The organism is Streptomyces sp. NPDC008163, assembly GCF_042956885.1.
Taxonomy (GTDB): Bacteria; Actinomycetota; Actinomycetes; order Streptomycetales; family Streptomycetaceae; genus Streptomyces; species Streptomyces drozdowiczii_A.
The window spans coordinates 119,524-146,117 of record NZ_JBIBHG010000004.1; the positions used below are offsets into that span (position 1 = coordinate 119,524).

Sequence of the window (26,594 nt, forward strand, 5' to 3'; positions counted from 1 at the left end):
GGCCCCTCGGGCGCTCCCGGCTTGCACTGTCCATGGTTGCGCAGACCCGGGCCGGATGCAGGGGCGCGCGTCCTGCGGGGCGGGGCGGGGGCCGCCTATGCTGAAGGAGAGCCCCGCCGCGGGAAGGGAAGCGCCATGGACGATGCCGGTCTGGGCGACGACGTCTATCAGCCCCAGCAGGAGTCGGAGGCATCCGATCCGGTCGAGCAGCTCGACACGGAGGACACCTTGGACGACCCGGACGTGGACGATGTCCTGGACCGGGGTTACTCACCGCCCGAGCGCCCCTACGCGGTGGACGACGTGGGCACCACCGCCGCCGAGCAGCACCGGGGCGAGTCCCTGGAGAGCCGGCTCGCGCGCGAGCGCCCCGAGCACGACGGCCCGCCCGGCGACGGGGTGGGCGATGTCGTGGACGGGGACGGCGAACCGTGGGACGGCGAGGTCGGCACCGTGCGCGCGGGCCGGCTCACCCGCGACCTGGACATCGAGGAGCCGGACAGCACGGCGGGCGAGGACGTGGGAATCGACGGCGCCGCCGCCTCGGCCGAAGAGGCCGCGGTGCACGTCATCGCGGACGGCGGGGACCTGGCGTAGGGCCGCCCGCTCCCCCTTACCCCGGAGGTAATCGACGCCCCGCGCGTCCTCGGACATCGTGTTCCTCACGAGCACAGCGCTCCCGGCCCACCGGCCGGAGGCCTTACCGGAGGGACCCACGATGACCATGTACGACGACGCCGTGCAGCGCTACTTCGCCGCCTGGAACGCCGGTCCGGACGAGCTGGACAAGGCCGTCGGCGCCGCGTTCACCGACGAGGCCGCGTACACCGACCCGCTGGCCGACGTACGGGGCCACGAGCAGCTGGCCGCCGCCATCACGGGGGCGCGAGAGCAGTTCCCCGGCTTCACGTTCCGCCCGCTCGGTGCGGTGGACGGGCACCACGCGCTGGTCCGCTTCGGGTGGGAGCTGGTCGCGCCCGACGGCTCGGCGCCCGTCGCCGGATTCGACGTGGCGACGCTGGCCGAGGACGGCCGGATCACCTCGGTCAGCGGCTTCCTGGACCGGGTCCCGGCCGCCTGATCACGAGGCGGGGTGCGAACGGCGGCGCGACGGCCGGGACATGCGCGCCGCCGGCCCCCAACGGGCCCCAGGCAACCGAACGTTTTCCGGAATTCACCCCTGATGCCTTGTCATCGCCTGTTCTACGCGCATAGCTTGTGCTCCCTCACCACACTCTGAGGGGCATTCTCCGTGCGCATATCCACCACCCGTTCCGCCCTGCTGGCCGGCGCGGTAGCCGTGACGCTCTCGGCGACCGCGCTGCCCGCCGCCTTCGCGGCCCCGTCCTCGACCGCCGTGATCTCCGAGGTGTACGGGGGCGGCGGGAACTCCGGTGCGACGCTGACCCGTGACTTCATCGAGCTGGCCAACGCCGGCTCGGCCGCGTACGGCCTGGACGGGCTCAGCGTCCAGTACCTGCCGGGCGCCCCGTCGGCGGGCTCGCTGTGGCAGGTGTCCGCGCTGACCGGATCCGTCGCGCCGGGCGGCCGCTATCTCGTCGCGGAGGCGGCGGGCACCGGCGGCACGGTGGCCCTGCCCGCGCCGGACGCCACGGGCACCGTCGCGATGTCCGCCACGGCCGGCACCGTGGCCCTGGTCTCCGGGACGGCCCCGCTGACCTGCAAGACGGCGGCCGACTGCGCCGCGGACACCCGGATCGTGGACCTGGTCGGCTACGGCACCGCGGTCGTCCGGGAAGGCAGCGGACCGGCCAAGGGCGCCTCGGCCACGGCCTCCGTGGCGCGGGCGGCCTCGCTCGCGGACACCGACGACAACGCCGCCGACCTCACCGCGGCGGCCCCGTCCCCGGTCAACGCGGCCGGCGCGACCTCCGGCGGCGGCGAGGACCCGGGCGACCCGGGCAACCCCACCGAGCCCGGCACCGTGCGCGTCCACGACATCCAGGGCACCACCCGGGTCTCCCCGCTGGACGGCAAGGCGGTCACCGGGGTGCCCGGCGTCGTCACGGCGGTGCGCACCTCGGGTTCGCGCGGTTTCTGGATCCAGGACACCGCCCCGGACGCCGACCCGCGCACCGGCGAGGGCGTCTTCGTATACACCGGCTCCGCCGCCCCGGCCGTCCAGGTGGGCGATTCGGTGCTAGTGAGCGGGACCGTGGACGAGTACTACCCGTCGTCCACCACCCAGTCGGTCACCGAGATCACCGCCCCGAAGGTCACGGTCGTCTCCTCCGGCAACGCGCTGCCGGCGCCGGTGGTGCTGGACGCGAAGGCGGTGCCGTCGCAGTACGTGCCCTCGGCCGGGGGCGGCTCGATCGACGCGCTGCCGCTGGAGCCGTCGACGTACGCGCTGGACCTGTACGAGTCCCTGGAGGGCACCCGGGTCCAGATCGCCGACACCCGGGTGACCGGCGCGTCGACCAAGTACCACGAGGTCTGGGTGACGGTGGAGCCGAAGCAGAACCCGACCCGGCGCGGCGGCACGCTCTACGCCTCGTACACCGACCAGAACACCGGCCGGATCAAGGTCCTTTCGCTGGACCCGGCCGCACCGGTGCCCACCGCGAACGTGGGCGACGTGCTCGCCGGTACCACCTCGGGCGTCCTGGACTACGACTCGTACGGCGGCTACAACCTCCAGGCCACCGCGCTCGGCACGGTCACCGACCACCACCTGAAGCGCGAGGTCACGCGCAAGCAGCGGGGCAAGGAGCTCGCGGTCGCCACGTACAACGTGGAGAACCTCGACGCGCTCGACGACCAGGCGAAGTTCGACACGCTGGCCGAGGGCGTCGCGGTCAACCTGTCCTCGCCGGACATCGTGTCGCTGGAGGAGATCCAGGACGACAACGGCGCGGTCAACGACGGCACGGTGGGTTCCGAGGCGACGCTGAAGCGGTTCACGGACGCGATCGTCGCGGCGGGCGGCCCGCGCTACTCCTGGCGTTATGTGGCACCGCAGGACGGGAAGGACGGCGGCGAGCCCGGCGGCAACATCCGCAACGTGTTCCTCTTCAACCCGAAGCGGGTCGGCTTCGTGGACCGTCCGGGCGGCGACGCGACGACCCCCGTCGCGGCCGTGAAGACGAGGAAGGGCGTCACGCTGTCGGTCTCGCCGGGCCGGATCGCACCCGCGAGCGCGGCCTGGGACGACAGCCGCAAGCCTCTGGTCGGCGAGTTCCGGTTCCACGGGAAGTCCGTCTTCGTCGTCGGCAACCACTTCGCGTCGAAGGGCGGCGACCAGCCGCTGCACGGGCGCTACCAGGAGCCGGTGCGCAGCTCGGAGACCAAGCGGGTGGAGCAGGCGAAGGAGGTCAACACCTTCGTCAAGTCGCTGCTCGCGGCCGACAAGTCGGCGCGGGTCGTGGTCCTCGGCGACCTCAACGACTTCGCCTTCTCGCCCACTGTGGGCGCGCTGACCGACGGCAAGGTCCTCAAGCCGCTGATCACCACGCTGCCGAAGAACGAGCAGTACAGCTATGTGTACGAGGGCAACTCGCAGACCCTCGACCACATCCTGACCAGCCCGGGCGTGCGCCGCTTCGACTACGACGTGGTGCACATCAACGCGGAGTTCGCCGACCAGGCGAGCGACCACGACCCGCAGATCGTCCGCGTCGACGTGAACGCGCCGGAGCACGGCCACGGTCACGGCGGGCACCACGGGCACCAATGACCCGGTCCGCGGGCGGGCGGTTCAGCCGCCCGCCCGCGGCAGCACCGCGTCCGCCGCCTCCGCGCGCGGGCGTGGCAGCGGGGCGACCGGCCGCAGCGCGGGGGCCGGTTCCAGCGGCCGGTCGGTCAGGAAGCGGGCCACCAGGTCCGCCACGTCGTCGGGGCGTTCCAGGACGACCCAGTGGTCCGACTCGCCGATGGTGAGGAAGCGGCTGCCCTCGATCGTCGCCGCGAAGGCCCGCTGGCGGGCGGGCGAGGTCACGGTGTCGTGCTCGCCCGCGAAGACGAGCGCCGGGATGCCGGTCAGCCCGCCGGAGAAGTCCGGGCGGTGCTCCAGCGAACGGCGCAGCGAGCGCTCCGCGTGCGGGGAGTGCGTGAGGGCGTGCACGAAGGACCGGCGCACATAGCGCAGGGCCAGCTCCCGCCGGTGGACCGGCCGTTCCGGGTCCAGGCACATCAGCGCCTCGGCGGTCAGGGCGGCGAGCCCTTCCGCGTCGCCGGCCTCCAGCCGTTCGACGGCCCGGCTCCAGCCGTCGCGCTGGGCGTCGCTGAGGTGCGACGGTACGCCGCCGAGGACCAGGCGGGCGATCCGGCCGGGGGCGCGCCGGGCGCAGCCGAAGGCGATGGACGTGCCGTAGGAGAAGCCGAAGAGGTTGAACCGGTCGGCGCCCAGGTCGTCCATGACGCCGGTGACGGCGGCGCACAGGAGGCCGTCACCGGTGCCGGGCGGCAGCGGGTCGGCGCCGCCCATGCCGGGCAGGTCGAGGGTGATCACGGAGGCGTGCGGGCCGAGGTGCTCGTCCATCTGCGGCCAGCCGTGGATGCCCTGGAGGGCGCCGCCGAGGACGACGACCGGTTCGGTGCGGGGCGCGGGCTGCGGCAGGAGGCGGTAGCGGTAGCGCAGGCCGTCAACGGTGCGGGTGCGGATGATTTCTTCGGTCATGAGCTTCGGTCACCTGGTGAGGACGAGGGCGGCGTTGTGGCCCCCGAAGCCGAGCGAGGTCTTGACGGCCGCGTCGAACGCGGCGGGCCTTGCCTCCTTGCTCACCACCTCGACCGGGATGTCCGGGTCGGGGGCGTCGAGGTTGGCGGTGGGCGGGACGAGCTGGTGCTGGAGGGCGAGGACGGTCAGCGCGGTCTCGATGCCTCCGGCGGCGCCGAGGGTGTGGCCGGTCATCGCCTTGGTGGAGGTGACGAGGGGCTGTTCCCCCAGGACCCGGCGGAGCATGGCCGTCTCGATCAGGTCGTTGGAGACGGTGGAGGTGCCGTGCGCGTTGACGTGGCCGACGGCGGCCGGGTCGATCCCGGCGTCCGCGAGGGCGGTGCGCAGCGCGCGTTCGATGCCGAGCCCGTCGGGGTCGGGGGCGACGGCCGAGTAGGCGTCGCTGGACGAGCCGTAGCCGGTGACGTGGGCGCGGACGGCGGCGCCCCGGGCGCGGGCGTGTTCGGGGCGTTCCAGGACGAGGAGCCCGGCGCCCTCGCCGACGACGAAGCCGTCGCGGTGGGTGTCGAAGGGGCGGCAGGCGGCCTGCGGGTCGTCGATGCGGGTGGAGACGGCCTTGAGGCGGCAGGCGCTGGCGATCAGGAGCCGGGAGCAGACGGACTCGGCGCCCCCGGCGACGACGACGTCGCAGGCGCCGGTGCGCAGCATCTGGTGGGCGGTGCCGATGGCGACGGTGCCGGAGGAGCAGGCGGTGGAGACGGCCTGACTGGGTCCGTGGGCGCCGAGGTCGGTGGCGACGCTGCTGGCGGCGCCGTTGACGACGGTGAGCGGAGCGAGCTTGGGCGAGACGCGGCGGGCGCCGCGCTCGGTGAGCGCGGTGTGCTGTTCGTCGTAGAAGGGCAGGCCGCCGTGGGCGGAGCCGATGACGACGGCGACCCGGCCGCTGTCCCAGACGGCGGGGTCCAGGCCCGCGTCGGCGACGGCCTCGCGGGCGGCGATGACGGCGAGGTGCGAGAAGCGGTCCATCAGCCGGTGCGCGGCGACGCCGAGCACGGCCCGGGTGTCGAGGCCGGTGACGCTGTACATGAAGTCGCAGGGCAGCCCTGCCAGTTCGGGCCGGTGCGGCACGCAGGGCGCGGTTCCGGGGTCGTTGACCGCGTGCCAGGTGGCGTCGGTGCCGACGCCCGCCGAGGTGACGAGGCCGATCCCGGTGACGGCCGCGGCGAACGGCGGCAGGCGGTGGGGGGCCGTCACGCGGCGGCCTTGCGGCGCACGGCGTCGATCAGCTGGCCGACGGTGTCGCGCGAGGTGAGCTGGACGTCGTCGAGGTCGACGTCGAGCCGGTCCTCGATGAGGAGCCGCAGCTCCTCCAGCGCCAGCGAGTCCAGCCGGAGCTGCCTGAGCGGCACCTCGGGGCGGATCGCCACGGGGTCGGTTCCGAAGTTCGCCGTCAGCAAGGTGCTGATCTCGTCTGCCGTGCTCATGCTCATCGGGCACTTCTCCGCTGTCGTACGCGGTGACGCCTTGCCGCGTGAGATGTGAGTGCCATCGGGGACGCCGGCCGGTCCGGAGTTCTCTGTTATACGCCTTGTCGGCGGCGGGCCCGGCCCGCGTTCCCCCGTGCGGTGGGCTGCCGTCCAGGTGTACGAATCCCGAGCGGCGCGGGAATGCTTACGGGCCGTCAACTCCGCCGGAGTGCACGCGGTTCGACACGCCTGCGGGCTGATTGTCATACCTGTGGTGGCTCTCTATCGTGAGCAGGCTTCGCGGCCGCCCGGCCCCGTCGGCCGGCCCTCCCCCACACAGCAGGAGCAGGTATGCCCAGACGCGCCGCCCGGACCCGCGCCTCCCTTCTCGCGGCCCTCACCGCTACCGTCCTCGCCGCGACCGGCACCCCGGCCCTCGCGGCGGCGGACCCCGGGCACCCGATGGACCGGGCGTTCACCCGGGCCGCCGAGGCGTTCGACGTACCGCGCGACCTGCTCGCCGCCGTCGGGTACGGAGAGACCCGGCTCGACGGCCACGCCGGACACCCCAGCCAGGCGGGCGGCTTCGGCGTGATGCACCTGATCAGCAACCCCACGCACCACACCCTGGAACGGGCCGCGGCCCTCACCGGGGAACCGGTCGCCACCCTGCGCACCGACACCGCCGCCAACATCCTGGGCGGCGCGGCGCTGCTGCGCGGTTACGCGGACGGGCTGGGCCTGGACGCCGCGGACCGCGACGACATCGACGCCTGGTACCCGGCCGTCGTCCGCTACAGCGGTACGCGGGGCACGGCCGCCGCGCTCTACGCGGACACGGTCTACACCTTCCTGGCCGACGGGCTCGACGCCCTCACCCCGGACGGCGAGCGGATCACCGTGACCGGGCGGCCGGTCTCCCCGGAGCGCGACGGGGCCGGGGCGGCGGACTCCGGTGCCCGGAGCGCCGACTACCCGGCCGCGCTCTGGGTCCCGGCCGACCCGAACAACTACACCAGTGGCCGGACCGCGAAGATCGACAAGGTCGTCATCCACGTCACGCAGGGCTCGTACGCGGGCTCGATCAGCTGGTTCCAGGATCCCGTGTCCGAGGTGAGCGCGCACTACGTGGTGCGTTCGTCGGACGGGCAGATCACCCAGATGGTGCGGGACGCCGACACCGCGTACCACGCGCGCAGCGCCAACGCCTCGGCGCTGGGCATCGAGCACGAGGGCTTCATCGACGACCCCACCTGGTTCACGGACGCGATGTACCGGTCGTCGGCCGCGCTGACCGCCTCGCTGTGCGACACGTACGGCATCCCGAAGGACCGGGCGCACATCATCGGGCACAGCGAGGCCCCGGGCAACGACCACACGGACCCCGGCCCGTACTGGGACTGGGACCGCTACATGGAACTGGTCACCGGCACCGGGACGGGCGGCGGGACCAGGGACGGGCTGAGCTTCGCCACGTACACGACCCAGCGCTCCGGCGCGACGGGCCCTCAGGTCACCGCCCTCCAGCGGCTGCTGAACGACCAGGGTTACGCGGCGGGCGAGGCGGACGGCAGCTTCGGGCCGGCCACGGCGGCGGCGGTGACCTCGTTCCAGTCGGCGCACGGCCTCGACGCGGACGGGATCGTGGGGGCCAGGACCTGGACGGCGCTGCTGTCCGCCGGGACCACTCCGGTGCTCGCCGAGGACGCGACGGGCGAGGACGTGAAGCGGCTCCAGCGGGGCCTGACGGCGGCGCTGGGCTCGACGGTGGAGGCGGACGGCAGCTTCGGCCCGGCGACCGCGACCGCCGTGCGCTCCTACCAGACGGGGCGGGGGCTGACGGCGGACGGGATCGTGGGCGCCGCCACCTGGACGGCGCTCCAGGCGGGCCGCTGACGGACCGGTGGCGTCCCGGGCCGGGCCCGGGGCGTCACCGGTCGGCGCGGTCGTAACAGAGCTCCACGACCCCGGTGCCGAAGGTGCGGCTGCCGGTGAGGCGGAGGGGCCGCAGGGTCTCCTCGGCCGGGAACATCGGCTTGCCCCGGCCGATGAGGACCGGGTGGACGTAGACGCGGTACTGGTCGATCAGGTCGTGCGCCGCGAAGGACGCGGCGAGACCGGCGCCGCCGAGGGCGAGGTCGCCGCCGGGCTGCTCCTTGAGGGCCCTGACCTCCTCGGGGACCACCTCGCGGACGATGGTGGTGTTCCAGTCGGCGTGTTCCAGCGTCCGCGAGTAGACGTACTTCGGCATGTTCCGCCAGATGACGGCGAAGTCGGCCATCGGACCCTCGTTGGCGGGGTCCTGGTCGGCGGTGGGCCAGAAGCCGGCCATCAGCTCATGGGTGACGCGCCCGTCCAGCATGCCGCCCATACCGGCCAGTTGCTCGTTGAAGTAGCTGTGGAGCTCCTCGTCCACCGTATGCCAGTCGATGTTCCGGTCCGGCCCCTCGATGAAGCCGTCGAGTGACATCGACATCCAGTAGATGATCTTGCGCATCGGGCACCTCACCGGGCGTTCGGGGACGGGGCGGCGAAACGCTACGACGTTACCGTCCGCCCTTGACGCCGGGCCGGAGCGGCGCATAGGAGTCGGGCATGAGACTCGGAGAGGCGCGCGCCGCCGCCGCGCACTGGGTGACCGCGTACGCCCGCCCCGCGCCGGACTATCTGGGGGCCTACTTCACCGGGTCCACGGTCGGGCGGCCCGACGGCGCGGAGCTGCCGGTCTCCTCGGACGTGGACGTGGTCGTGGTGACCGAGGGGGCCGAGGCCCCGGCGAAGCCCGGCAAGCTGCCGCACCGGGGCGCGCTCCTGGAGATCACCTACGAGCCGTGGTCCCTGCTGGCCGACCCGGAGGCGGTGCTGGGCGCGTACCACCTGGCGGGCGGCTTCCGCCGGGACACCGTCATCGACGACCCCACGGGGCGGCTGCGCGCCCTGCACGCGTACGTCGCACCGCGCTTCGCCCGGCGGGACCATGTGCGGCGGCGGTGCCTGGACGCCCGGCACCGCGTGGAGAACCGGCTCGCCGCCCTGGACCCCACGGAGCCCTTCGCCGCCCGGGTGCTGGCCTGGCTCTTCCCCACCGGGGTCACCACCCACGTCCCGCTGGTGGCCGCCCTGCGCAACCCGACCGTCCGGCTGCGCTACCCCGCCGTGCGGGACGTGCTCACCGCGTACGGGCAGGAGGCGCTGTACCCCGAGCTGCTGGCGCTCCTGGGCTGTGCGGAGGTGTCCGCGCCACTGGTGCGGCACCATCTCGCCGAGCTGACGCGGACGTTCGACGCCACGGTCCCCGTCGTGCGCACGCCGTTCTTCTTCGGCAGCGACCTCACGGAGCGGGCGCGGCCGGTCGCCGTCGACGGCAGCCGGGAGCTGATCGACCGGGGCGACCACCGGGAGGCGGTGTTCTGGATCCTGGCGACCTTCGCCCGCTGCCACACCGTCCTGGCCGTGGACGCGCCCGCACTGCACACCGCCCGGCTGCCGGCCTTCCGGGAGGCGGTCGCGGACCTCACCGGCATCACGGACACCCGGGACCTGCTCGCCCGGCGCGACGAAGTGCTGAGCTTCGTGCCCCGGCTGTGGACGGTCACGGAAGAGATCCTGACGTCCCGTCCGGGGGTCGTGGAGTAGGGCGGGTCTCTGCTACCTTGCCCCGCGTGTCTCTTCCTCGTGCGTAGGACCCCGTCGAGACCGCGCCCGGCGTACCGGGTGCGGCGCTCCGGTGTCCCCGCATACCCGTGGCGCGGCAGGCCCGCGCCGCCCTCCCGAGGAAGACCGCCGTGTCCACTCCTTCGTATCGCGCTGTCCTGCGCGTCCCGCACGCCGCGCGCGCCTTCGCCGCCGCGCTGATCGGGCGCCTCTCGTACGGAATCGCCCCGCTCGCCCTGCTGCTGGCCGTCAAGGACGCCACCGGCTCCTACTCCGCCGCCGGCACCGTCATGGCCCTGTTCGGGGCCGCCAGTGTGTTCCTGTCCCCCGCCCGTGCCGGGCTGATCGACCGGTACGGGGCGCGCCGCGCGCTGCCGCCGATGGCCGGTCTGTACGCGGTGCTGCTCGCCGTCCTCGCGCTGGTCACCTGGCGGCCGGGCGCGTCCCCCGTGGTGCTCGGGATCCTCGCCACGGCGGCCGGGGTCTGCACGCCGCCGCTCGGCCCGGTCATGCGGACGGTGTGGAGCGACCTCGTCCCCGACCGGGAGCTGCTGCGCCGGGCGTACAGCCTGGACGGGGTGTCCGAGGAACTGATGTACGTCACCGCCCCGTTGCTGGTGGGCGTCGCGGTGACGGTCACCGGCCCCGCCGCCGCCGTGCTGGCCGGTGCGGTGCTGATCGCGGTGGGGGCGGGGGCGCTGGCGACCTCGCCCGCCGTGCCGCGCGGGAAGCCGGACCACGGCACGCGGGCCGACGGACCGGCCGCGCCCGGGCTGCGGCTGAGCGCCGTGCCCGCACTGCGGCGGGCCGTGCTGCTGACGGCGGCCGTGGGGCTCTGCCTCGGGGCCCTCGACCTGCTGGCGGTGGCCCTCACCGAGGCGATGCACCGGGCGTCGGCGGTGTCCTGGGTGCTGGCCGCCCTGTCGGCGACGAGCGCGGTCGGGGGCCTGGCCTACGGGGCGCTGCGGTGGCGGGCCCCGCTCGGGGTGCGGCTGCCGCTGCTGGCCGCCGGGCTGTCCGGCGCGGTGGCGGCGGCCGGTCTCGCGGGCAACGTGTACGTGCTGATCGCCGTGGTCGGGGCGGCCGGGCTGTTCCTCGCACCGGCGCTCACGACCGCCTACCTGATCGCGGACGAGTCGGCGGACGCGGCCCGGCGCACCCGGGCGGGCGCCTGGGTCAACACCGCGTTCAACGCGGGCTCCTCCGTCGGCACCGCGACGGTGGGACTGCTGGTGGACCGGCTGCCGCTGACCCTGTGCTGCGCGGTGGCGGCGGCCCCGGCGCTGCTGTGCGCGGCGGCCGTCCGGGGCGCCGGTGCCCGGCGGACCCGGGCCGGGACGGAAGTGGAGGCGGTCTGACGCACGGGTACGGCCGCCCGCCCCGGGAAGGGGTGGGCGGCCGTCTCGTGCGGGGGTTCAGCGGGTCACTTCAGGCCGAACGCCCGGATGATCTCCTGGTCCACCGCGAGGCCGCCGGCGGCCTGGGCGTGCGCCTTGAGCGAGACCGCGGTGGCGCCCTTCTTCGGGGTCTTGAACCGGGCGGTCCAGGAACCCGTCCGGTCCTTCTTGAGCGACACCGCGCTCCAGGTCTTCCCGTCGTCGTAACTCACCGACAGGGAAGCCTTCGTGGCCTTCACGGCGCCGTCCAGCCACTCCTGCGTGGTGGACGAGAGACCGATCTCGGTCCACGTGCCGGCCTTGACGTCACCCGCGAGGTCCGTGGCGACGTCGTAGTCGAGCTGGAGCATCGGGATGTCGACCTGGTACGGGCCCTCGGGGTCGAGGGCGCCCGAGACGAACGACCACTCCGAGTGGGTGCGGACCGACGTCTTCCAGGTGTCCGCGTCGCGCGAGGCGTCGAGGACCAGGCGGTAGGGCAGCTTCTCGTCGGGCAGGTCGCCGATGTAGCCGGCGCGGCCCGGGGACTCGTCGAGCAGCTTGTCGCCCTGGTAGACGGCGACCTTGCCGGTGTCGTACTCCTTGTCCGGCATGGAGCCCGAGTGCCCGGCCCCGCCGTCCGTCCACGGGGTGATGTTGTACTGGATGTCGCCGTACTGCGAGCGGTTCGGGCCCCAGAAGGCGGTGCCGAGGCGCGGCCGGGTGATGGGCGCGAACCACTGGGCCCTGCTGGTGGAGCCGGCCCGGTAGTCCATCTCGCCGCCGCGCTCCTCCAGCGCGGTGTCGCTGCCCTCGGCGTTGAACTGGGAGTGGTTCTCGTACCAGAACGAGGCACCCGGCAGCGGGGTGACCCACTCGGTGCGGGTGCCGGGGAACTTCTCGTACTCGTCGAAGCCGAGCCCGGGGCCGTACTCGGGGATGTCGTAGCGGTAGCCGCCGCCGACGACCTCGTGGTGGCCGTAGAAGGTGTTCTCGATCTTCGCCAGGTCACGGGTGGCCGGGGCGAAGGCGAGCGACCGGTTCGGGACGGTGCCGTCGTGGCGGTCGACCAGGTCGTAGACGTAGCTCGCGTACTTGTGCTGCTCGATGGTCAGCTTCTCGCCGAACTGCGCGGCCTTGACCAGGCTCTCGCCGGCGATCCGCTGCACCGTGGCCACCGGGATCGGGAGCTGGGTGCCGTAGTCGGCGTAGGACTCCATCAGCCGGCCGTCGCCGCGGTTGACGACGAACAGCGCCTTGGCGCCGGCGGCGATCGCTGCGGCGGCGCGGTCGGCCGGGGACACCTTGTCACTGGCGCGGATCACCACGGCCATGCCCTTGGCATCCACGCGCTTGTAGTCGGCGGCGGAGCCGTTGCCCGCGAAGACGCTGCGGAGCTTGCCCCTGCTGTCCTCGGCGACCGCCGATCCGCCCTGCGGGGTGACCGGGACGTCCCGGCCGTCGGACGTCAGGTCGATGAGCTTCTCGCCCTGGCGCCAGCGGGTCAGGAAGGAGAAGTCGCCCTGGGTGACCTTCTTGGTCGGGGCCGCCCACAGCTGGTCGTACGTCAGCGGGATCTGGTACGCGTCGCGCTGGACGGTGCCGTCGGGGGCGGTGCGCGCCATGTCGTAGCGCAGCTGGCGGGTCTCGGTCTCCTTCGGCGTGCTCACGCTGATCCTGCGGGCCTTGGAGGCGTCGAGGGTGGCCGTGACCGGCTTGTTCAGGATGATCTCGGGGACCGCGAGGAAGGCGACGGCCTTGGAGTCGGCGGTGTCGCCCTTGACGTCGGCGGCGGCCCAGGCGGTGTAGTTGCCCGGGGGCAGGCGGAGCGTCGTCTGGCCGGACACCGCGATCGGCGACAGGTTCGTGTCACCGAGGGCGCCGAGGACGACGGTGCCGTCCATGGGCTTGCCGGAGCGGTCGCGGAGCCGGAGCGTGAGGTCGTAGAGCTCCTGCTCCTTGTTGAGCGCGAAGCCGGTGTGCGCGACGACGGCGCCGGAGCCGTCCTTGGCGACGACCTGGCCGGAGAACGTGGTGCCCGCGTCGACCTTCGACGGGTCGAGCGTCAGGACGGCCTCCGCGGTGGAGCCGGCCGGGACGGTCAGCCGCTTCACGGACAGCGTGTACGCGTCCGAGTCGCTGTCCGTCGCCAGGTCGAGGGTGACGTCGGCGGTGCCGGTGTTGCGGTAGGTGAGGGTGCGCTCGGCCACCGGGTCGGAGGCGCTGTGCGGCCAGTCGTACGCGGCGACCGCGACGGAGCCCGTGGCCTCGATGGTGGTGTCGATGGCGGCCTTCACGTCGAGGCGGCCGGTGCCCTGCTCGTACGGGGTGTAGTCGGGCAGCACCTTGGACGAGGTCATCAGCGCGTCCTTGATGCGCTGGCCGGACCAGTCGGGGTGGCGCTGCTTGACGATGGCGGCGGCGCCGGCGACGTGCGGGGTCGCCATCGACGTGCCGGACATCGACTGGTACATGCCCTCGATGCCGGGGACGGACTGCGAGGCGGCGGCGTTGATGTCGACGCCGGGCGCGGACAGGTCCGGCTTCAGGCCGTAGCTGCGCACCAGCGGGCCCATGGACGAGAAGTCGGCGCGGCCGTCCTGCTTGTCGACGGCGGCGACGGTGAGCGCCTTGTCGGCGGAGCCGGGCGAGCCGATGGTGCCCGCGCCGTACGCGTTGCCGGCGGCGATCACGAAGAGCGGGCCGCCGTCCGCGGAGAGGGTGTTGACGGCCTGGGACATGGGATCGGTGCCGTCGTCGGCGACCGGTGAGCCGAGGCTCATGGAGACGACGTCGGCGCCCTCCGCCTTGGCCCACTCCATCGCCTCGATGATCCCGGAGTCGGCGCCGGAGCCCTCGTTGCTGAGGACCTTGCCGACGAGCAGCCCGGCCTCGGGGGCGACGCCCTTGTTGACGCCGTCGGAGGCGGCGCCCGAGCCGGCGATGGTGGAGGCGACGTGCGTGCCGTGGCCGTTCTTGTCGTCGACCTCCTCGCCCGGGACGAAGCTCTTCGTCTCCAGGATGCGGTCCTTGACGTCCGGGTGGTCCTCGTCGATGCCGGTGTCCAGGACGGCGACCTTGATGCCCTTGCCGTCGTAGCCCTCGGCCCACGCCTGCGGGGCGTTGATCTGCGGCACGGAGTCCTTGAGGGCGGCCTCGGCGCGGCCGTCGAGCCAGAGCTTGGCGATGCCGCTGTCCAGCGAGCGGGCGGTGGCGGTGCGCGCGATGTCGTTCCAGAAGGCGCGGGCGGTGTCCTTGCCGGCCTTGAGGGCGGCGCCGTGGATGGACTCCAGCTGCCGGACGGTCTTGCTGCCGCGCGGGGCGACGGGCAGCGAACGGGCCTTGGCGGCAGGGTAGGTGGCGATCAGCGGGATGCCGCCGGTCCGCTTGTCGTCGTAGCCCATCTTCACGAGCGCCGAGACGTTGAAGAGGCGGCGGTCCAGCTTGCCGGCCGCGAGGAGGCCCTGCGCCTCGTCGGGCAGGACGTAGATGTCGTCCCCGGCCTGCTGGACGTGGACGCCGCCGGTCGCGCCCTCGGGGCGGTCGACGGTGACGGTGTCCTGCTTGCCCGCGCCGTCGGTGTAGTGGACCACGTCACCGGTGACGAGGGTGAGGTCGTAGCGGTGCACGGTCTTCGCGGCGGGGGTGGTTGCCGCGGTGGGGGAAGCGGGGGCGGCGTACGCGGTGGCCGTGACGGGGAGCAGCGCGCCGCTCATCAGGGCCGCGGCGGTGGCTATCACGAGGGTGCGTCGCCCGGCGCGTGCGGGTCTCGCCCGGCCGGTCGCGGTGGAGGGGGAGAAAGTCATGGGTGATGATCTACCGGTAAACCGGCCGCCGTGGGACGGTCCGCGCCTGGCGCGAATGTGCCGTGGCGGCTAACCGCCGGTGGTGGACGCCCCGCCCCTGAGGGCTACTTCAGGCCACCGAGCCGATGCGGCCGGCCGGGGGCAGCCCGCCGGGATGGTGGATCGGGGTGTGCGCGCCGGTCAGCGGAGCGCCGCTGCCGCCTCGCCGCACGGCGACGATCTCGGCGGCGATCGACAGGGCGGTCTCCTCGGGCGTACGGGCTCCGAGGTCGAGCCCGATCGGCGAGTGCAGGCGGGCCAGCTCCAGTTCGGTCACCCCGGCCTCGCGCAGCCGTTCGTTCCGCTGGAGGTGGGTGCGGCGGGAGCCCATCGCGCCGACGTACGCGACGGGCAGCTTGAGCGCCGCCTCCAGCAGGGGCACGTCGAACTTGGCGTCGTGCGTGAGGACGCACAGGACCGTGCGGGCGTCCACCGAGGTTCCGGCCAGATAGCGGTGCGGCCAGTCCACGACCAGCTCGTCGGCGTCCGGGAAGCGGGCCTTCGTCGCGAAGACGGGCCGCGCGTCGCACACCGTGACGTGGTAGCCGAGGAACTTGCCGGCCCGGACCAGGGCGGCGGCGAAGTCGATGGCCCCGAACACGATCATCCGCGGCGGCGGCACGCTGGACTCCACGAGCAGCGTGAGGGGCTGCCCGCAGCGCGAGCCGTCGGCGCCGATGGTGAGGGTCCCGGTGCGGCCCTGGTCCAGCAGGGCGCGGGCCTCGGCCACCGCGGTGCGGTCCAGCTCGGGGTGTCCGCCGAGCCCGCCCTCGTGACGGCCGTCGGGGTGGACCAGGAGGGGCCGGCCGAGGAGTTCGGCGGGGCCTTCGGTGATCCGGGCGACCGCCGCCGCCTCCCCCCGTACGGCGGCGGTGAGCGCGGCGGCGTACACCGGGCGGGCGGGGTCGTCCGCCCGGACCGGGGTCACCAGGATGTCGATGACGCCGCCGCAGGTCAGGCCGACCGCGAAGGCGTCCTCGTCGCTGTAGCCGAAGCGTTCGAGGCGGGTCAGCCCGTCCTCCAGCGCCTCCTGGCACAGCTCGTACACGGCGCCCTCCACGCACCCGCCGGAGACCGAGCCGATCGCCGTGCCGTCGCGGTCGACGGCCAGCGCGGCCCCCGGCTGGCGGGGGGCGCTGCCGCCGACGGCGACGACGGTGGCCACGGCGAAATCGCGTCCCTGCCCGGCCCAGCGGTCGAGCTCTTCGGCGATGTCCAGCATCTCGGTCTCCTTGGCGGGTGAGGGGCGGGTCAGCTGACGCCGAGCCAGCTCTCGATCGGGTGCAGGGCGAAGTAGACGACGAAGATCACCGTCAGGCCCCACATGAACGCGCCGACCTCGCGGGCCCGGCCCTGGGCGGCCTTGATGGCGACGTACGAGATGACGCCCGCCGCCACACCGGTGGTGATGGTGTACGTGAACGGCATCATGACCACCGTCAGGAACACCGGGATGGCCACGGAGCGGTCGCTCCAGTCCACGTGCCGGGCGTTCTGCATCATCATCGCTCCGATGACGACGAGAGCGGCGGAGGCCACCTCGGCGGGCACGATCGCGGTGAGCGGGGTGAAGAAGAGACAGGCGGCGAAGAACAGGCCGGTGACGACGGAGGCGAGGCCGGTCCTGGCCCCTTCGCCGACACCGGTCGCGGACTCCACGAAGACCGTCTGCCCCGAACCCCCGGCGACACCGCCGATGGCTCCGCCGGCGCCGTCGATGAAGAGCGCCTTGGACAGGCCCGGCATGCGGCCCTTGTCGTCGGCGAGCCCGGCCTCCGTACCGACGCCGATGATGGTGGCCATCGCGTCGAAGAAGCCGGCGAGCACGAGGGTGAAGACGATGAAGCCGACGGTCATCGCGCCGACGTCGCCCCAGCCGCCGAAGTCGACGTCTCCGAAGAGCGAGAAGTCGGGCGAGGAGACCGCGGAGCCCTTGAGCTCGGGGGGGCCGCTGCTCCAGATCTTGGGGTCGACGTCCGCGACCTTGTTGATGACGACGGCGACCACGGTGCCGACGACGATGCCGATCAGGATCGCGCCGGGGATGTTGCGGGCCTGGAGCATGAAGATCAGCAGCAGGGTGACGGCGAAGACGAGGACGGGCCAGCCGGCTAGTTCACCGGCGGGGCCGAGGGTCACCGGCGTCGCGGTGCCCTTGCCGACGAAACCGGCCTTGTAGAGCCCGATCAGGGCGATGAACAGGCCGATGCCCATGGTGATGCCGTGCTTCAGCGGGAGCGGGATCGCGTTCATGATCAGCTCGCGCAGACCGGTGACCACCAGGAGGCAGATCACCACGCCGTACATCACGCACATGCCCATGGCCTGCGGCCAGGTCATTTCGGGGGCGACCTGCGAGGACAGGACCCCGGAGACGCTGAGGCCCGCGGCGAGCGCGAGCGGGACCTTGCCGACGAAGCCCATGAGCAGGGTGGTCGCCGCCGCCGCGAGCGCGGTGGCGGTGATCAGGGCGGGCTGGCTGAGCAGGTTGCCGTCGACGTCCTTGCCGCCGAGGATCAGCGGGTTGAGCAGAAGGATGTACGCCATGGCCATGAAGGTCGTGACACCGCCGCGCACTTCCCGGGCCACGGTCGAACCGCGGTCGGATATGTGGAAGTACCGGTCGAGCCACGATCTGCCGGCGGGGACGCGCGAGCCGGGGCCCGCGTCCTCCGCACCGGTCTTCGGCTGCACTGACTGCTGGGTCATGATGCCTGACTCCCAAGGTTCACAGGGGCACCCGCGATGAAGAATCGAAATGCGGGATTTGGGATGACTGCGCTGGCGGCACGACCCGGGGGACGGCCCGAGACGAACTGTTCATGCAGGAGGGAACGGAACGGGTGGTGCTGTTCCGGTGCGGGGGGACTGGGGGCCGCGAGCGGGGCGGGACCCTGGGCCTCCGGGCGGTGCGGGCCGGGAAGTGTGACGTTCGCCGGTGGCGCGCACCGCCCGGAGAGCGGTGGGGGCGGAGCCCCGGTCAGACGCCGGTGAGGTGTTCGGGCCGGACCGGCGTCCGGTTGAGCTCCAGACCCGTCGCGTTCCGGATCGCCGCGAGGACGGCCGGGGTGGACGACAGGGTCGGGGCCTCGCCGATGCCGCGCAGCCCGTACGGGGCGTGGTCGTCGGCGAGTTCGAGCACGTCGACCGGGATGGTCGGCGTGTCGAGGATGGTGGGGAGGAGGTAGTCCGTGAAGGAGGGGTTGCGCACCTTCGCGGTCACCGGGTCGACGATGATCTCCTCCATGACGGCGATGCCCATCCCCTGGATGGTGCCGCCCTGGATCTGGCCGACGACCGACAGCGGGTTGAGCGCCTTGCCGACGTCCTGGGCGCAGGCCAGTTCGATGACCTTGACCAGGCCGAGCTCGGTGTCGACCTCGACCACCGCGCGGTGCGCGGCGAAGGAGTACTGGACGTGGCCGTTGCCCTGTCCGGTGCGCAGGTCGAACGCCTCGGTGGGCCGGTGGCGCCACTCCAGCTCGATGTCGATCGCCTCGTCCTCCAGGACGTCCGCGATGTCGGCCAGTACCTCGCCGCCGTCGGTGACGACCTTGCCGCCCTCCAGGAGGAGTTCGGCGGTGGCCCAGGCGGGGTGGTAGGTGCCGAGCTTGCGGCGGCCGAGCTCCAGGAGCTGTTCGCGGACGGCCTCGCAGGAGTTCTTGACCGCGCCGCCGGTGACGTACGTCTGACGGGACGCGGAGGTCGATCCGGCGGAGCCGACCTGGGTGTCGGCGGGGTGGATGGTGACCTGGGAGACGCCGAGTTCGGTACGGGCGATCTGGGCGTGCACCGTGACGCCGCCCTGCCCGACCTCGGCCATGGCGGTGTGGACGGTCGCGACGGGTTCGCCGCCGATGACCTCCATGCGGACCCGGGCGGTGGAGTAGTCGTCGAAGCCCTCGGAGAAGCCGACGTTCTTCAGGCCGACCGCGTAGCCGATGCCGCGTACGACGCCCTCGCCGTGGGTGGTGTTGGACAGGCCGCCGGGCAGGGCACGGACGTCGGGGTGCTCGCCGGCGCTCTCCCACTGGCGCTCGGGCGGGAGCGGCATGGCCTTGACGCGGCGCAGCAGTTCGGCGACCGGGGCGGGCGAGTCGACCTGCTGGCCGGTGGGCAGCAGGGTGCCCTGTTCCATGGCGTTGAGCTGCCGGAACTCGACCGGGTCCATGTCCAGTTCGGCGGCCAGCTTGTCCATCTGCGCCTCGTAGGCGAAGCACGCCTGGACGGCGCCGAAGCCGCGCATGGCGCCGCACGGGGGGTTGTTGGTGTAGAGGGCGATGGCCTCGATGTCGACGTCCTCGATGACGTACGGGCCGACGGCCAGCGAGGAGGCGTTGCCGACGACCGCCGGGGACGCGGAGGCGTAGGCGCCGCCGTCCAGGACGATGCGGCACTTCATGTGCGTGAGCTTGCCGTCGCGGGTGGCGCCGTGCTCGTAGTGGAGGCGGGCCGGGTGGCGGTGGACGTGCCCGAAGAAGGACTCGAAACGGTTGTAGACGATCTTCACGGGCTTGCCGGTGCGCAGCGCGAGCAGGCAGGCGTGGATCTGCATCGACAGGTCCTCGCGCCCGCCGAAGGCGCCGCCGACGCCGGAGAGCGTCATCCGGACCTTGTCCTCGGGCAGGCCGAGGACGGGCGCGATCTGGCGCAGGTCTGAGTGAAGCCACTGAGTCGCCACGTACAGGTCGACACCGCCGTCCTCGGCGGGTACGGCGAGGCCGGACTCGGGGCCCAGGAACGCCTGGTCCTGCATGCCGAAGTAGTAGTCGCCCTTGACGATCACATCGGCCCGGGCCTCGGCCGCGTCCGCGTCGCCGCGGACGATCGGCTGGCGGTGGACGATGTTGGGGTGCGGCACATGGCCGATGTGGTGGTCGTCGCGGCCCTCGTGGATGAGGGGGGCGCCGGGCGCGGTCGCGGAGGCCTCGTCGGTGACGACGGGCAGCTCGCGGTAGTCGATCCGGATCTTCGCGGCGGCGCGGCGGGCCGTCTCCGGGTGGTCGGCGGCGACGAGCGCGACGGGCTCGCCGTGGTGGCGGACCCGGCCGTGGGCGAGGACGGGGGTGTCCTGGATCTCCAGGCCGTAGTTCTTCATCGCGGCGGGCAGGTCGTCGTAGGTGAGGACCGCGTAGACGCCGGAGGTGGCCAGCGCCTCGGAGACGTCGATGGAGACGATCTCCGCGTGCGCGACGGTGGAGCGCAGGGTGTGGCCCCAGAGCATGTCCTCGTGCCACATGTCCGAGGAGTACGCGAACTCGCCGGTGACCTTCAGGATGCCGTCGGGGCGCAGGGTGGACTCGCCGATGCCGCCCTTGGTGCGGCTGCCCTGGTTGATGTTGGTGGGGGAACCGGTAACGCCCATGGCTCAGACCGTCTCTTCCGCGCGGGCGGCCGCCAGGCGGACCGCGTCGAGGATCTTCTCGTAGCCGGTGCAGCGGCAGAGGTTGCCGGAGAGCGCCTCGCGGATGTCCGCGTCGGACGGCTGCGGGGTGCGCTCCAGGAGCTCGTCGGCCGCGACCAGGAGGCCGGGGGTGCAGAAGCCGCACTGGACGGCCCCGGCGTCGATGAACGCCTGCTGGATCGGGGAGAGCTCCCCGGTGTCGCGGGTCTCGTCGCCCGCGGCCGGCTCGGCCTTCCAGCGCTTGGCCCGGTCCAGCGAGGTGCCGCAGGCGCCGGAGGCGCAGCCGGTGCCGGGGTGGGCCTCGGCGCGGTGGGCGGCGAAGTCGGCCAGACCTTCTACGGTGACGACGTCGCGGCCCTCGACCTGGCCGGCGGCGACCAGGCAGGAGCAGACCGGGACGCCGTCGAGGCGGACCGTGCAGGAGCCGCACTCGCCCTGCTCGCAGGCGTTCTTGGAGCCGGGCAGGCCCATGCGCTCGCGCAGGACGTAGAGGAGGGATTCGCCCTCCCAGACGTCGTCGGCCTCGTGACGGCGGCCGTTGACCGTGAAATTGACGCGCATGATCAGGCGGCTCCTTCAGTGCTGCGGCCGTTGCCGCGGTATGACTCCCAGGCCCAGCCGAGGGTGCGGCGGGCCATGATGCCGACGGCGTGCCGGCGGTAGCTCGCGGTGCCGCGCACGTCGTCGATCGGGTTGCAGGCGCCGGCGGCGAGCGTGGCGAACTGCTGGGCGACGGAAGGCGTGATGATCGTGCGGCTGTCCCAGAACCCGCCCTCCTCCAGCGCGGCGTTCAGGAATTCCTCGGCCTCCTTCGCCCGTACGGGTGTCGGGGCGGCCGATCCGATGCCGGTGCGGACCGTGCGGGTCTCGGGGTGCAGGGCGAGGCCGAAGGCGCAGACGGCGATGACCATCGCGTTGCGGGTGCCGACCTTGGAGTACTGCTGCGGCCCGTCGGCCTTCTTGATGTGCACGGCCCGGATGAGCTCGTCCGGTTCGAGGGCGTTGCGCTTGACGCCGGTGTAGAAGGCGTCGATGGGGATCATCCGGGTGCCGCGTACGGACTCGGCCTCCACCTCGGCGCCGGCCGCGAGGAGGGCGGGGTGGGCGTCACCGGCCGGGGACGCGGTGCCGAGGTTGCCGCCGACACCGCCCCGGTTGCGGATCTGCGGGGATGCGACGGTGTGCGAGGCGAGCGCGAGACCGGGCAGCTCGGCCCGCAGGTGCTCCATGATCTGGCTGTACGGGACCGAGGCGCCGAGCCGTACGCTCTCCTGGCCCACCTCCCACTCGGTGAGGTCACCGATGCGGTTGAGGTCCAGGAGGTATTCGGGGCGCCGGTGGTCGAAGTTGATCTCGACCATCACATCGGTGCCCCCGGCGATGGGCACAGCCGTCGGGTGCTCGGCCTTGGCGGCGAGCGCCTCCTCCCAGCTTGCGGGGCGAAGGAAGTCCATGGTGGCTCTCTTCTTCTCAATCGGGGTTTCACGCTGGGCTGGGTGACGGCCGGCCCTCGAACTTGTTCATGTCTTGTTCACGCGGTGTGTGGCCCAGTACACAAGCCCTGCTCCACCTGGTGCAGTCACCGAACCCATGAAGGAGTTGGCTGGTCTCCGCTCATGTCTTGTAGATTCGAACGAATGGTGGGACTCAATAGCCTCACCGCAACACCCAGACTTCACCCGTACCAACGAGAGAGATCGGCGGCGACCCGATGCGGCTGCGCGCACTGCTGGAGAACGACGCGCTGGGCCTGCGGCTGCTCGGCGGCGACGAGGAGCTGGACCGGTCGGTCCGCGGCGTGATGACGACCGACCTGCGCGACCCGAGCCGCTACCTCACCGGCGGCGAGCTGGTCCTGACCGGTCTGGCCTGGCGCCGGGACGCCGCGGACTCGGAGCCGTTCGTGCGCATCCTGGCGGGCGCCGGGGTGGCCGGTCTCGCGGCGGGCGAGGCGGAGCTGGGCGACATCCCGGACGATCTCGTGGAGGCGTGCCGCCACCACCGGCTGCCGCTGTTCGCGGTCCATGAGACGGTCGCGTTCGCAACGATCACCGAGTACGTGGTGCGCCAGGTGTCCGGCGAGCGGGCGGGCGACCTGGCGGCCGTCGTGGACCGGCACCGCAGGCTGATGACCTCGGGCCCGACCGGCGGCGGACCCGAGGTGGTTCTCGATCTCCTGGGGTCCGACCTGGATCTCCACGCCTGGGTGCTCTCCCCCACCGGGCGGCAGATCGCGGGCGCCGGCGCCCCGCTGCCCGCCGCCGCCGGGGCCGAGCTGGCCGGGCTGCATCTGGCCGCCGTCCGCTCCGGCCGCCGCGCCCCGCACCGGGCCGCCCTCGGCGGTACGACGTATTCGCTCTTCCCGATCCGGAACAACGGCCGGGGCGGCGCGGTGCCGCCCGCCCGCGACGTCCGGGAGTCGGTGCTCTCCGACTGGCTGCTCGCCGTGGAGGCCGACGCGGGCGACTGGCCGGCCGCGCGGCTCGACCTGCTCCAGGGCGTCACCCAGCTGATCGCGGTCGAGCGCGACCGCCGCGACGCGGCCCGCACGGTGCGCCGCCGGCTCGCCCAGGAGGTCCTGGAGCTGGTCCAGGCGGGCGCCGCACCCGCCGAGATCGCGGCCAGGCTGCGCGTGGCGACCCCGGTCCTGCTCCCCGGCCTCGGCACCGCCCCGCACTGGCAGGTCGTGGTGGCCCGGGTCGAGTGGGACGAGGACGGCGCGTCCCAGGTCAGGGGCGGCCCGGTCGCCCAGGCCCTGCTGGAGGAGATCCTGGTCGACCCGGCGGTGACCGGACCCGATTCGGCGGACCGGATCGCCGTCGCCCACACGGGGGACGAGGCCATCGCGCTGGTGCCGCTGCCCGCCGCCCCGGAGCGGGCGGACGGCGCGGCGGGCGAGGGGCCTTCCGACGGCGACGACGCCACCGAGGGCGACGACCCCGCCCTGCACGCCGACGCGCTGCTCGCCGCCGTGCGCGCCCCGCTCTCCGCGGGGCTCGGCGACGACGGCCGCCTGACACTCGGTGTCAGCGCCTCCGTGCACTCGGCGGAGGGGCTGCGCGGGGCGCTGGAGGAGGCCCGGCACGCGCGCCGGGTGGCGGCGGCCCGGCCCGGCCGGGTCTGCGCGGCCGGTCACCACGAGCTGGCCTCGCACGTGCTGCTGCTGCCGTTCGTGCCGGACGACGTGCGGCGGGCGTTCACGGCGCGGCTGCTGGACCCGCTGCGCGAGTACGACCGGCGCCACCGCGCGGAGCTCATCCCGACCCTGGAAGCCTTCCTGGACTGCGACGGTTCGTGGACCCGCTGCGCGGCCCGGCTGCACCTGCACGTCAACACGCTGCGCTACCGGGTCGGGCGAATCGAGCAGTTGACGGGGCGTGATCTGGCGCGCCTGGAGGACAAGCTCGATTTCTTCCTGGCCCTGCGGATGAGCTGAAATCCCGGGCCGGGCAAGGGCCCCGGGGGTGTCCGGCCCCGCGTCGCCGATTGTGAAAAGTTTCACCTGACATTGCCTCGACCTCTTGGCCCGGCGTGCCATTCCGTGCTGTGATGCGGCCCATACTCAACAGCTCGACGGCGCGCTCGGGGAGGGCAATGTGGCGCATACCGCCATGTCTGGTTCCGGAACGACAGCAGATGACGATCCTCCGCTCCAGACCGCGGTATGGCGGCTGCGCTCGCGCGCCTGCTGGACGGACGCCGCGGCCCTGCTGGAACACGACGCCGCCACCGACCCGGCCGCGGCCCTCCAGCGGACGGCCCTGCTGACCGAGCGGTGCCTGTACACCGGGCAGGGCTGGACGGACGCCGAGGACGCCCTGCGCACCGCCGAGGCCATGGCCCACGACGACGAGGAGCGCGGCGCGGCCGCCTGCGAGCGCGGCTATCTCGCGTACGCCTCGACCCTCCTCGGGGTACGGGACCGTGCCGACGAGGCCCGCGTCGCGCTGGGCCGGGCCGCCGCGCTGCTCTCCCCCGTCGCTCAGGGCCGTCCGCTGCTCGACTTCCGGCGCGGCCTGATCGCGCAGAACATCGCGGACTCCCCGCAGGCCGCCCGGGCCGCGTACCGCAGGGCCCACGCGGGCGCCACCGCGCAGGGCGACGCGCTGCTGCTCTCCTCGACCTGGCGCCATCTCGCCCTGATCGCGCTGCGCGAGGGCGAGCTGGCGGAGGCCCGGCACGGCTTCGCGGAGTCGCTGCGGATAAGGGAGGAGCTGGGCTACCTGGTCGGTACGGCCCCGGCGCTCATCGCGCTGGCCGACGCCGAGCCCGAACCGGAGGCGGCGACCCGGCTGCGCGCCGAGGCGGGCCGGCTCTTCCGGCTGCTGGGCGGCGTCCCGACCTGGCTGGGCCCGCACCTGGACCAGCCCCCGCCGGAGACGGTCGGGGCGAACTGAGCGCGGGCGCCCGGCCCGGTCCCGTCCGCGCGAGGGCTTACGGGGGTCAGCCGTCGGCGCCCGCGAAGTGTTCGCGTACGAGCGACTGGACGACCGCCACGTCCTGGGCGATCAGCGCGTCGAGCAGCGCGGTGTGCTCGGAGGCGTCGGCCAGCAGGTCGGCGCGCCGGGTGACCGGGTTGTCCACCAGGGGCCACTGGGAGCGGCGGTGCAGATCATCGGCGACGGCCACCAGGCTGTGGTTCCCGGCGAGGGCGAGCACCGCGCCGTGGAAGGCCCGGTCGGCGTCGGCGTAGCTCGCCCGGTCGCCGACGGCCGCCGCGGCCACGGTGGCGTCGGCCAGCGGGCGCAGCGCGCACCAGCGGGCGGGCGGCACGGTGCGGGCGAGCCGCAGCATGACGGGGACCTCGATCAGGGCGCGGACCTCGGCCAGTTCCGCCAGCTCGCGCGGTCCGCGCTCGGCGACCCGGAAGCCCCGGTTCGGGACGACCTCCACGGCCCCCTCGGTGGCCAGTCGCTGCATCGCCTCGCGCACCGGGGTGGCGGAGACGCCGAACCGGGCGCCGAGGGCGGGGGCCGAGTAGACCTGGCCGGGGACCAGTTCGCCGTCGACCAGGGCGGCGCGCAGGGCCTCCAGGATCTGGCCGCGCACGGAGTGCCGGCGCACCTGGGCGCGGGGAGCCCCGTGCGGGTGCTCCCCATGGGTGTGCTCGCCGCGGGCCTGCTCGGGCACCCGGACGGCCGGGACACCGCCGTACGGGGGACGCACCTCCTCGCGCGCTCCGCCCTGCTCCACGGGCACCTCCTCGGCCGGTCACGGGCGCGCTCGCGCGTCGGGCGCCCTGAGTGCACGATAGGCGCAAGGGCCCCCGGTTCACACATCGATCCGGCAGGGTAAGGTAAGGCTTACCTGCTGACGATCGTGAATCGGTGGTCCCCGTATGACCATGCCCGCCCTGCTCCCCGCAGTGACGGCCTCGCCCGTGGCCGACGCCTACGCGCGCCTGACCGAGGTCTTCCCCGGGGTGCGCGCCGAGATCCTCGCCGAGGGCGAGAGCGCCCCCGGCGGCCCCGGCTGGGTGGGTGCGCACGAGCTGGCGGCCGGCGGCGAGGCCCTGGACACGTTCCTCGCCTTCGACGCCGAGCAGGTGCGGCGGGACTACGGCCAGGACGGCCGGCCCGATGTGATCGCCAGCTTCGGACTGCACCGGTACGCCTGGCCGGCCTGTCTGCTGGTGACGGTGCCGTGGTTCCTGCACCGCCGGGTGCCCCGCGTCCCGGTCGAGGACGTCTCGTTCCAGCGGGCACTGGGCCATCTGATGCTGCGGGTGCGGGAGTTCGCCTGCCTGCCGGACGACCCGGCGGCCGGGCTGCCGGGCGCCCGGGTGGTGGCCGACGAGGCGGCGCTGCGGGCCGAGGTGCTGGACGCGGTGGCCGAACACCTGGGTCCGGTCCTGGAGGGCTTCCGGCCGCGGATGCGGCGCGGCAGGCGGGCCCTGTGGGGGATGGCGACGGACGAGATCGTCGAGGGCCTCTGGTACGTCGCCCATCTGCTGGGCGAGGAGGGGCGCGCCATGAGGGAGCTGGAGGCGCTGCTGCCGGGCACCACCGAGCCGTACGTCGGCACCGCCGGCTTCCGCGAGCTGACCGGCCCGAACGGGGAGTCGCTGCCGACCCGGGACCGGGCGAGCTGCTGCCTGTTCTACACGCTGCGCCCCGAGGACACCTGCGTCACGTGCCCGCGTACGTGCGACGAGGAACGCGTCCGCAGGCTGACGCCCGCGCCCTGATCCACCGCTCCGGATTCACACCG

The 26,594-nt window shown here is 73.4% G+C and carries 20 protein-coding genes; 9 read left to right on the forward strand and 11 right to left on the reverse strand.

Features of this window, described 5'->3' with window-relative positions; translation table 11 throughout:
• The first annotated feature begins 135 nt into the window (after nt 1-135).
• The 3 genes from ACFZAT_RS11025 (at nt 136) to ACFZAT_RS11035 (ending at nt 3,697) form a co-directional block, all read left to right on the forward strand.
• Complete coding sequence (locus tag ACFZAT_RS11025) at nt 136-597, forward strand: DUF5709 domain-containing protein (RefSeq protein ID WP_391262985.1); 462 nt, start codon at nt 136-138, stop codon at nt 595-597.
• A 121-nt stretch (nt 598-718) separates the two neighbouring features.
• Nucleotides 719-1,081 (forward strand): nuclear transport factor 2 family protein, encoded by a 363-nt coding sequence (locus ACFZAT_RS11030; protein WP_391262987.1) that lies wholly within the window; start codon nt 719-721, stop codon nt 1,079-1,081.
• A 171-nt stretch (nt 1,082-1,252) separates the two neighbouring features.
• On the forward strand, nt 1,253-3,697 hold the full coding sequence (locus ACFZAT_RS11035) for an endonuclease/exonuclease/phosphatase family protein (protein ID WP_391262989.1): 2,445 nt from the start codon (nt 1,253-1,255) through the stop codon (nt 3,695-3,697).
• A 21-nt stretch (nt 3,698-3,718) separates the two neighbouring features.
• On the opposite strand, the gene ACFZAT_RS11040 is transcribed toward ACFZAT_RS11035, so the two are convergent.
• The 3 genes from ACFZAT_RS11040 to ACFZAT_RS11050 are packed head-to-tail and all read right to left on the reverse strand — an operon-like array spanning nt 3,719 to nt 6,123.
• On the reverse strand, nt 3,719-4,639 hold the full coding sequence (locus ACFZAT_RS11040) for an alpha/beta fold hydrolase (protein ID WP_391262991.1): 921 nt from the start codon (nt 4,637-4,639) through the stop codon (nt 3,719-3,721).
• Nucleotides 4,640-4,648: 9 nt separating this feature from the next.
• A complete protein-coding gene (locus tag ACFZAT_RS11045; RefSeq protein WP_391262994.1) occupies nt 4,649-5,893 on the reverse strand; it encodes a beta-ketoacyl-ACP synthase II in 1,245 nt (414 codons plus the stop codon).
• Complete coding sequence (locus ACFZAT_RS11050) at nt 5,890-6,123, reverse strand: phosphopantetheine-binding protein (protein WP_391262996.1); 234 nt, start codon at nt 6,121-6,123, stop codon at nt 5,890-5,892. The genes ACFZAT_RS11045 and ACFZAT_RS11050 overlap by 4 nt, the downstream gene beginning before the upstream one ends.
• Before the next feature lie 333 nt (nt 6,124-6,456).
• Between ACFZAT_RS11050 and ACFZAT_RS11055 the strand changes: the two genes are divergently transcribed.
• Nucleotides 6,457-8,001 (forward strand): peptidoglycan-binding protein, encoded by a 1,545-nt coding sequence (locus ACFZAT_RS11055; protein WP_391262998.1) that lies wholly within the window; start codon nt 6,457-6,459, stop codon nt 7,999-8,001.
• 34 nt (nt 8,002-8,035) lie between these two features.
• On the opposite strand, the gene ACFZAT_RS11060 is transcribed toward ACFZAT_RS11055, so the two are convergent.
• On the reverse strand, nt 8,036-8,602 hold the full coding sequence (locus ACFZAT_RS11060) for a dihydrofolate reductase family protein (protein ID WP_391263000.1): 567 nt from the start codon (nt 8,600-8,602) through the stop codon (nt 8,036-8,038).
• A gap of 98 nt (nt 8,603-8,700) precedes the next feature.
• Here ACFZAT_RS11060 and ACFZAT_RS11065 point away from each other — a divergent pair, with 98 nt between their 5' ends.
• Both ACFZAT_RS11065 and ACFZAT_RS11070 read left to right on the forward strand, forming a co-directional pair.
• Nucleotides 8,701-9,741, forward strand: a complete 1,041-nt coding sequence (locus ACFZAT_RS11065) for a hypothetical protein (protein ID WP_391263002.1) — start codon at nt 8,701-8,703, stop codon at nt 9,739-9,741.
• 149 nt (nt 9,742-9,890) lie between these two features.
• Nucleotides 9,891-11,117: an MFS transporter gene (locus tag ACFZAT_RS11070; protein WP_391263004.1), complete on the forward strand. Its 1,227-nt coding sequence runs from the start codon at nt 9,891-9,893 to the stop codon at nt 11,115-11,117.
• 65 nt (nt 11,118-11,182) lie between these two features.
• On the opposite strand, the gene ACFZAT_RS11075 is transcribed toward ACFZAT_RS11070, so the two are convergent.
• From ACFZAT_RS11075 to ACFZAT_RS11100, 6 genes are all read right to left on the reverse strand, one after another.
• The gene (locus tag ACFZAT_RS11075) at nt 11,183-14,941 is read right to left on the reverse strand and encodes a S8 family serine peptidase (protein ID WP_391263006.1); all 3,759 of its coding nucleotides are present in this window, start codon (nt 14,939-14,941) and stop codon (nt 11,183-11,185) included.
• Nucleotides 14,942-15,050: 109 nt separating this feature from the next.
• The gene (locus ACFZAT_RS11080) at nt 15,051-16,202 is read right to left on the reverse strand and encodes an XdhC family protein (protein WP_391263008.1); all 1,152 of its coding nucleotides are present in this window, start codon (nt 16,200-16,202) and stop codon (nt 15,051-15,053) included.
• A 29-nt stretch (nt 16,203-16,231) separates the two neighbouring features.
• Nucleotides 16,232-17,689, reverse strand: a complete 1,458-nt coding sequence (locus ACFZAT_RS11085; protein WP_391263010.1) for a solute carrier family 23 protein — start codon at nt 17,687-17,689, stop codon at nt 16,232-16,234.
• A gap of 271 nt (nt 17,690-17,960) precedes the next feature.
• Nucleotides 17,961-20,345, reverse strand: a complete 2,385-nt coding sequence (locus ACFZAT_RS11090; protein ID WP_391263011.1) for a molybdopterin cofactor-binding domain-containing protein — start codon at nt 20,343-20,345, stop codon at nt 17,961-17,963.
• 3 nt (nt 20,346-20,348) lie between these two features.
• Complete coding sequence (locus ACFZAT_RS11095; RefSeq protein ID WP_093704893.1) at nt 20,349-20,945, reverse strand: (2Fe-2S)-binding protein; 597 nt, start codon at nt 20,943-20,945, stop codon at nt 20,349-20,351.
• 2 nt (nt 20,946-20,947) lie between these two features.
• Entirely contained in the window at nt 20,948-21,838 is an 891-nt protein-coding gene (locus tag ACFZAT_RS11100; RefSeq protein WP_391263013.1) for an FAD binding domain-containing protein, read from the reverse strand.
• 257 nt (nt 21,839-22,095) lie between these two features.
• Between ACFZAT_RS11100 and ACFZAT_RS11105 the strand changes: the two genes are divergently transcribed.
• Nucleotides 22,096-23,820, forward strand: a complete 1,725-nt coding sequence (locus tag ACFZAT_RS11105; protein WP_391263015.1) for a PucR family transcriptional regulator ligand-binding domain-containing protein — start codon at nt 22,096-22,098, stop codon at nt 23,818-23,820.
• A 175-nt stretch (nt 23,821-23,995) separates the two neighbouring features.
• Nucleotides 23,996-24,781, forward strand: a complete 786-nt coding sequence (locus ACFZAT_RS11110; protein WP_391263017.1) for a hypothetical protein — start codon at nt 23,996-23,998, stop codon at nt 24,779-24,781.
• 46 nt (nt 24,782-24,827) lie between these two features.
• On the opposite strand, the gene ACFZAT_RS11115 is transcribed toward ACFZAT_RS11110, so the two are convergent.
• Nucleotides 24,828-25,577 carry an FCD domain-containing protein gene (locus ACFZAT_RS11115; RefSeq protein ID WP_391263019.1) on the reverse strand — a complete coding sequence of 250 codons (750 nt, stop codon included), beginning with the start codon at nt 25,575-25,577 and terminating at the stop codon, nt 24,828-24,830.
• Nucleotides 25,578-25,722: 145 nt separating this feature from the next.
• On the opposite strand from ACFZAT_RS11115, the gene ACFZAT_RS11120 reads away from it, so the two are divergent.
• Complete coding sequence (locus tag ACFZAT_RS11120) at nt 25,723-26,571, forward strand: (2Fe-2S)-binding protein (RefSeq protein ID WP_391263021.1); 849 nt, start codon at nt 25,723-25,725, stop codon at nt 26,569-26,571.
• Nucleotides 26,572-26,594 lie beyond the last annotated feature (23 nt).

Bases quoted from the DNA above. Each gene is read 5' to 3' on its own strand.
- ACFZAT_RS11025 (WP_391262985.1), top strand. From the start codon at position 136: ATGGACGATGCCGGTCTGGGCGACGACGTCTATCAGCCCCAGCAGGAG.
- ACFZAT_RS11030 (WP_391262987.1), top strand. From the start codon at position 719: ATGACCATGTACGACGACGCCGTGCAGCGCTACTTCGCCGCCTGGAAC.
- ACFZAT_RS11040 (WP_391262991.1), bottom strand. From the start codon at position 4,639: ATGACCGAAGAAATCATCCGCACCCGCACCGTTGACGGCCTGCGCTAC.
- ACFZAT_RS11050 (WP_391262996.1), bottom strand. From the start codon at position 6,123: ATGAGCACGGCAGACGAGATCAGCACCTTGCTGACGGCGAACTTCGGA.
- ACFZAT_RS11055 (WP_391262998.1), top strand. From the start codon at position 6,457: ATGCCCAGACGCGCCGCCCGGACCCGCGCCTCCCTTCTCGCGGCCCTC.
- ACFZAT_RS11060 (WP_391263000.1), bottom strand. From the start codon at position 8,602: ATGCGCAAGATCATCTACTGGATGTCGATGTCACTCGACGGCTTCATC.
- ACFZAT_RS11065 (WP_391263002.1), top strand. From the start codon at position 8,701: ATGAGACTCGGAGAGGCGCGCGCCGCCGCCGCGCACTGGGTGACCGCG.
- ACFZAT_RS11075 (WP_391263006.1), bottom strand. From the start codon at position 14,941: ATGACTTTCTCCCCCTCCACCGCGACCGGCCGGGCGAGACCCGCACGC.
- ACFZAT_RS11080 (WP_391263008.1), bottom strand. From the start codon at position 16,202: ATGCTGGACATCGCCGAAGAGCTCGACCGCTGGGCCGGGCAGGGACGC.
- ACFZAT_RS11085 (WP_391263010.1), bottom strand. From the start codon at position 17,689: ATGACCCAGCAGTCAGTGCAGCCGAAGACCGGTGCGGAGGACGCGGGC.
- ACFZAT_RS11090 (WP_391263011.1), bottom strand. From the start codon at position 20,345: ATGGGCGTTACCGGTTCCCCCACCAACATCAACCAGGGCAGCCGCACC.
- ACFZAT_RS11095 (WP_093704893.1), bottom strand. From the start codon at position 20,945: ATGCGCGTCAATTTCACGGTCAACGGCCGCCGTCACGAGGCCGACGAC.
- ACFZAT_RS11100 (WP_391263013.1), bottom strand. From the start codon at position 21,838: ATGGACTTCCTTCGCCCCGCAAGCTGGGAGGAGGCGCTCGCCGCCAAG.
- ACFZAT_RS11105 (WP_391263015.1), top strand. From the start codon at position 22,096: ATGCGGCTGCGCGCACTGCTGGAGAACGACGCGCTGGGCCTGCGGCTG.
- ACFZAT_RS11110 (WP_391263017.1), top strand. From the start codon at position 23,996: ATGTCTGGTTCCGGAACGACAGCAGATGACGATCCTCCGCTCCAGACC.
- ACFZAT_RS11120 (WP_391263021.1), top strand. From the start codon at position 25,723: ATGACCATGCCCGCCCTGCTCCCCGCAGTGACGGCCTCGCCCGTGGCC.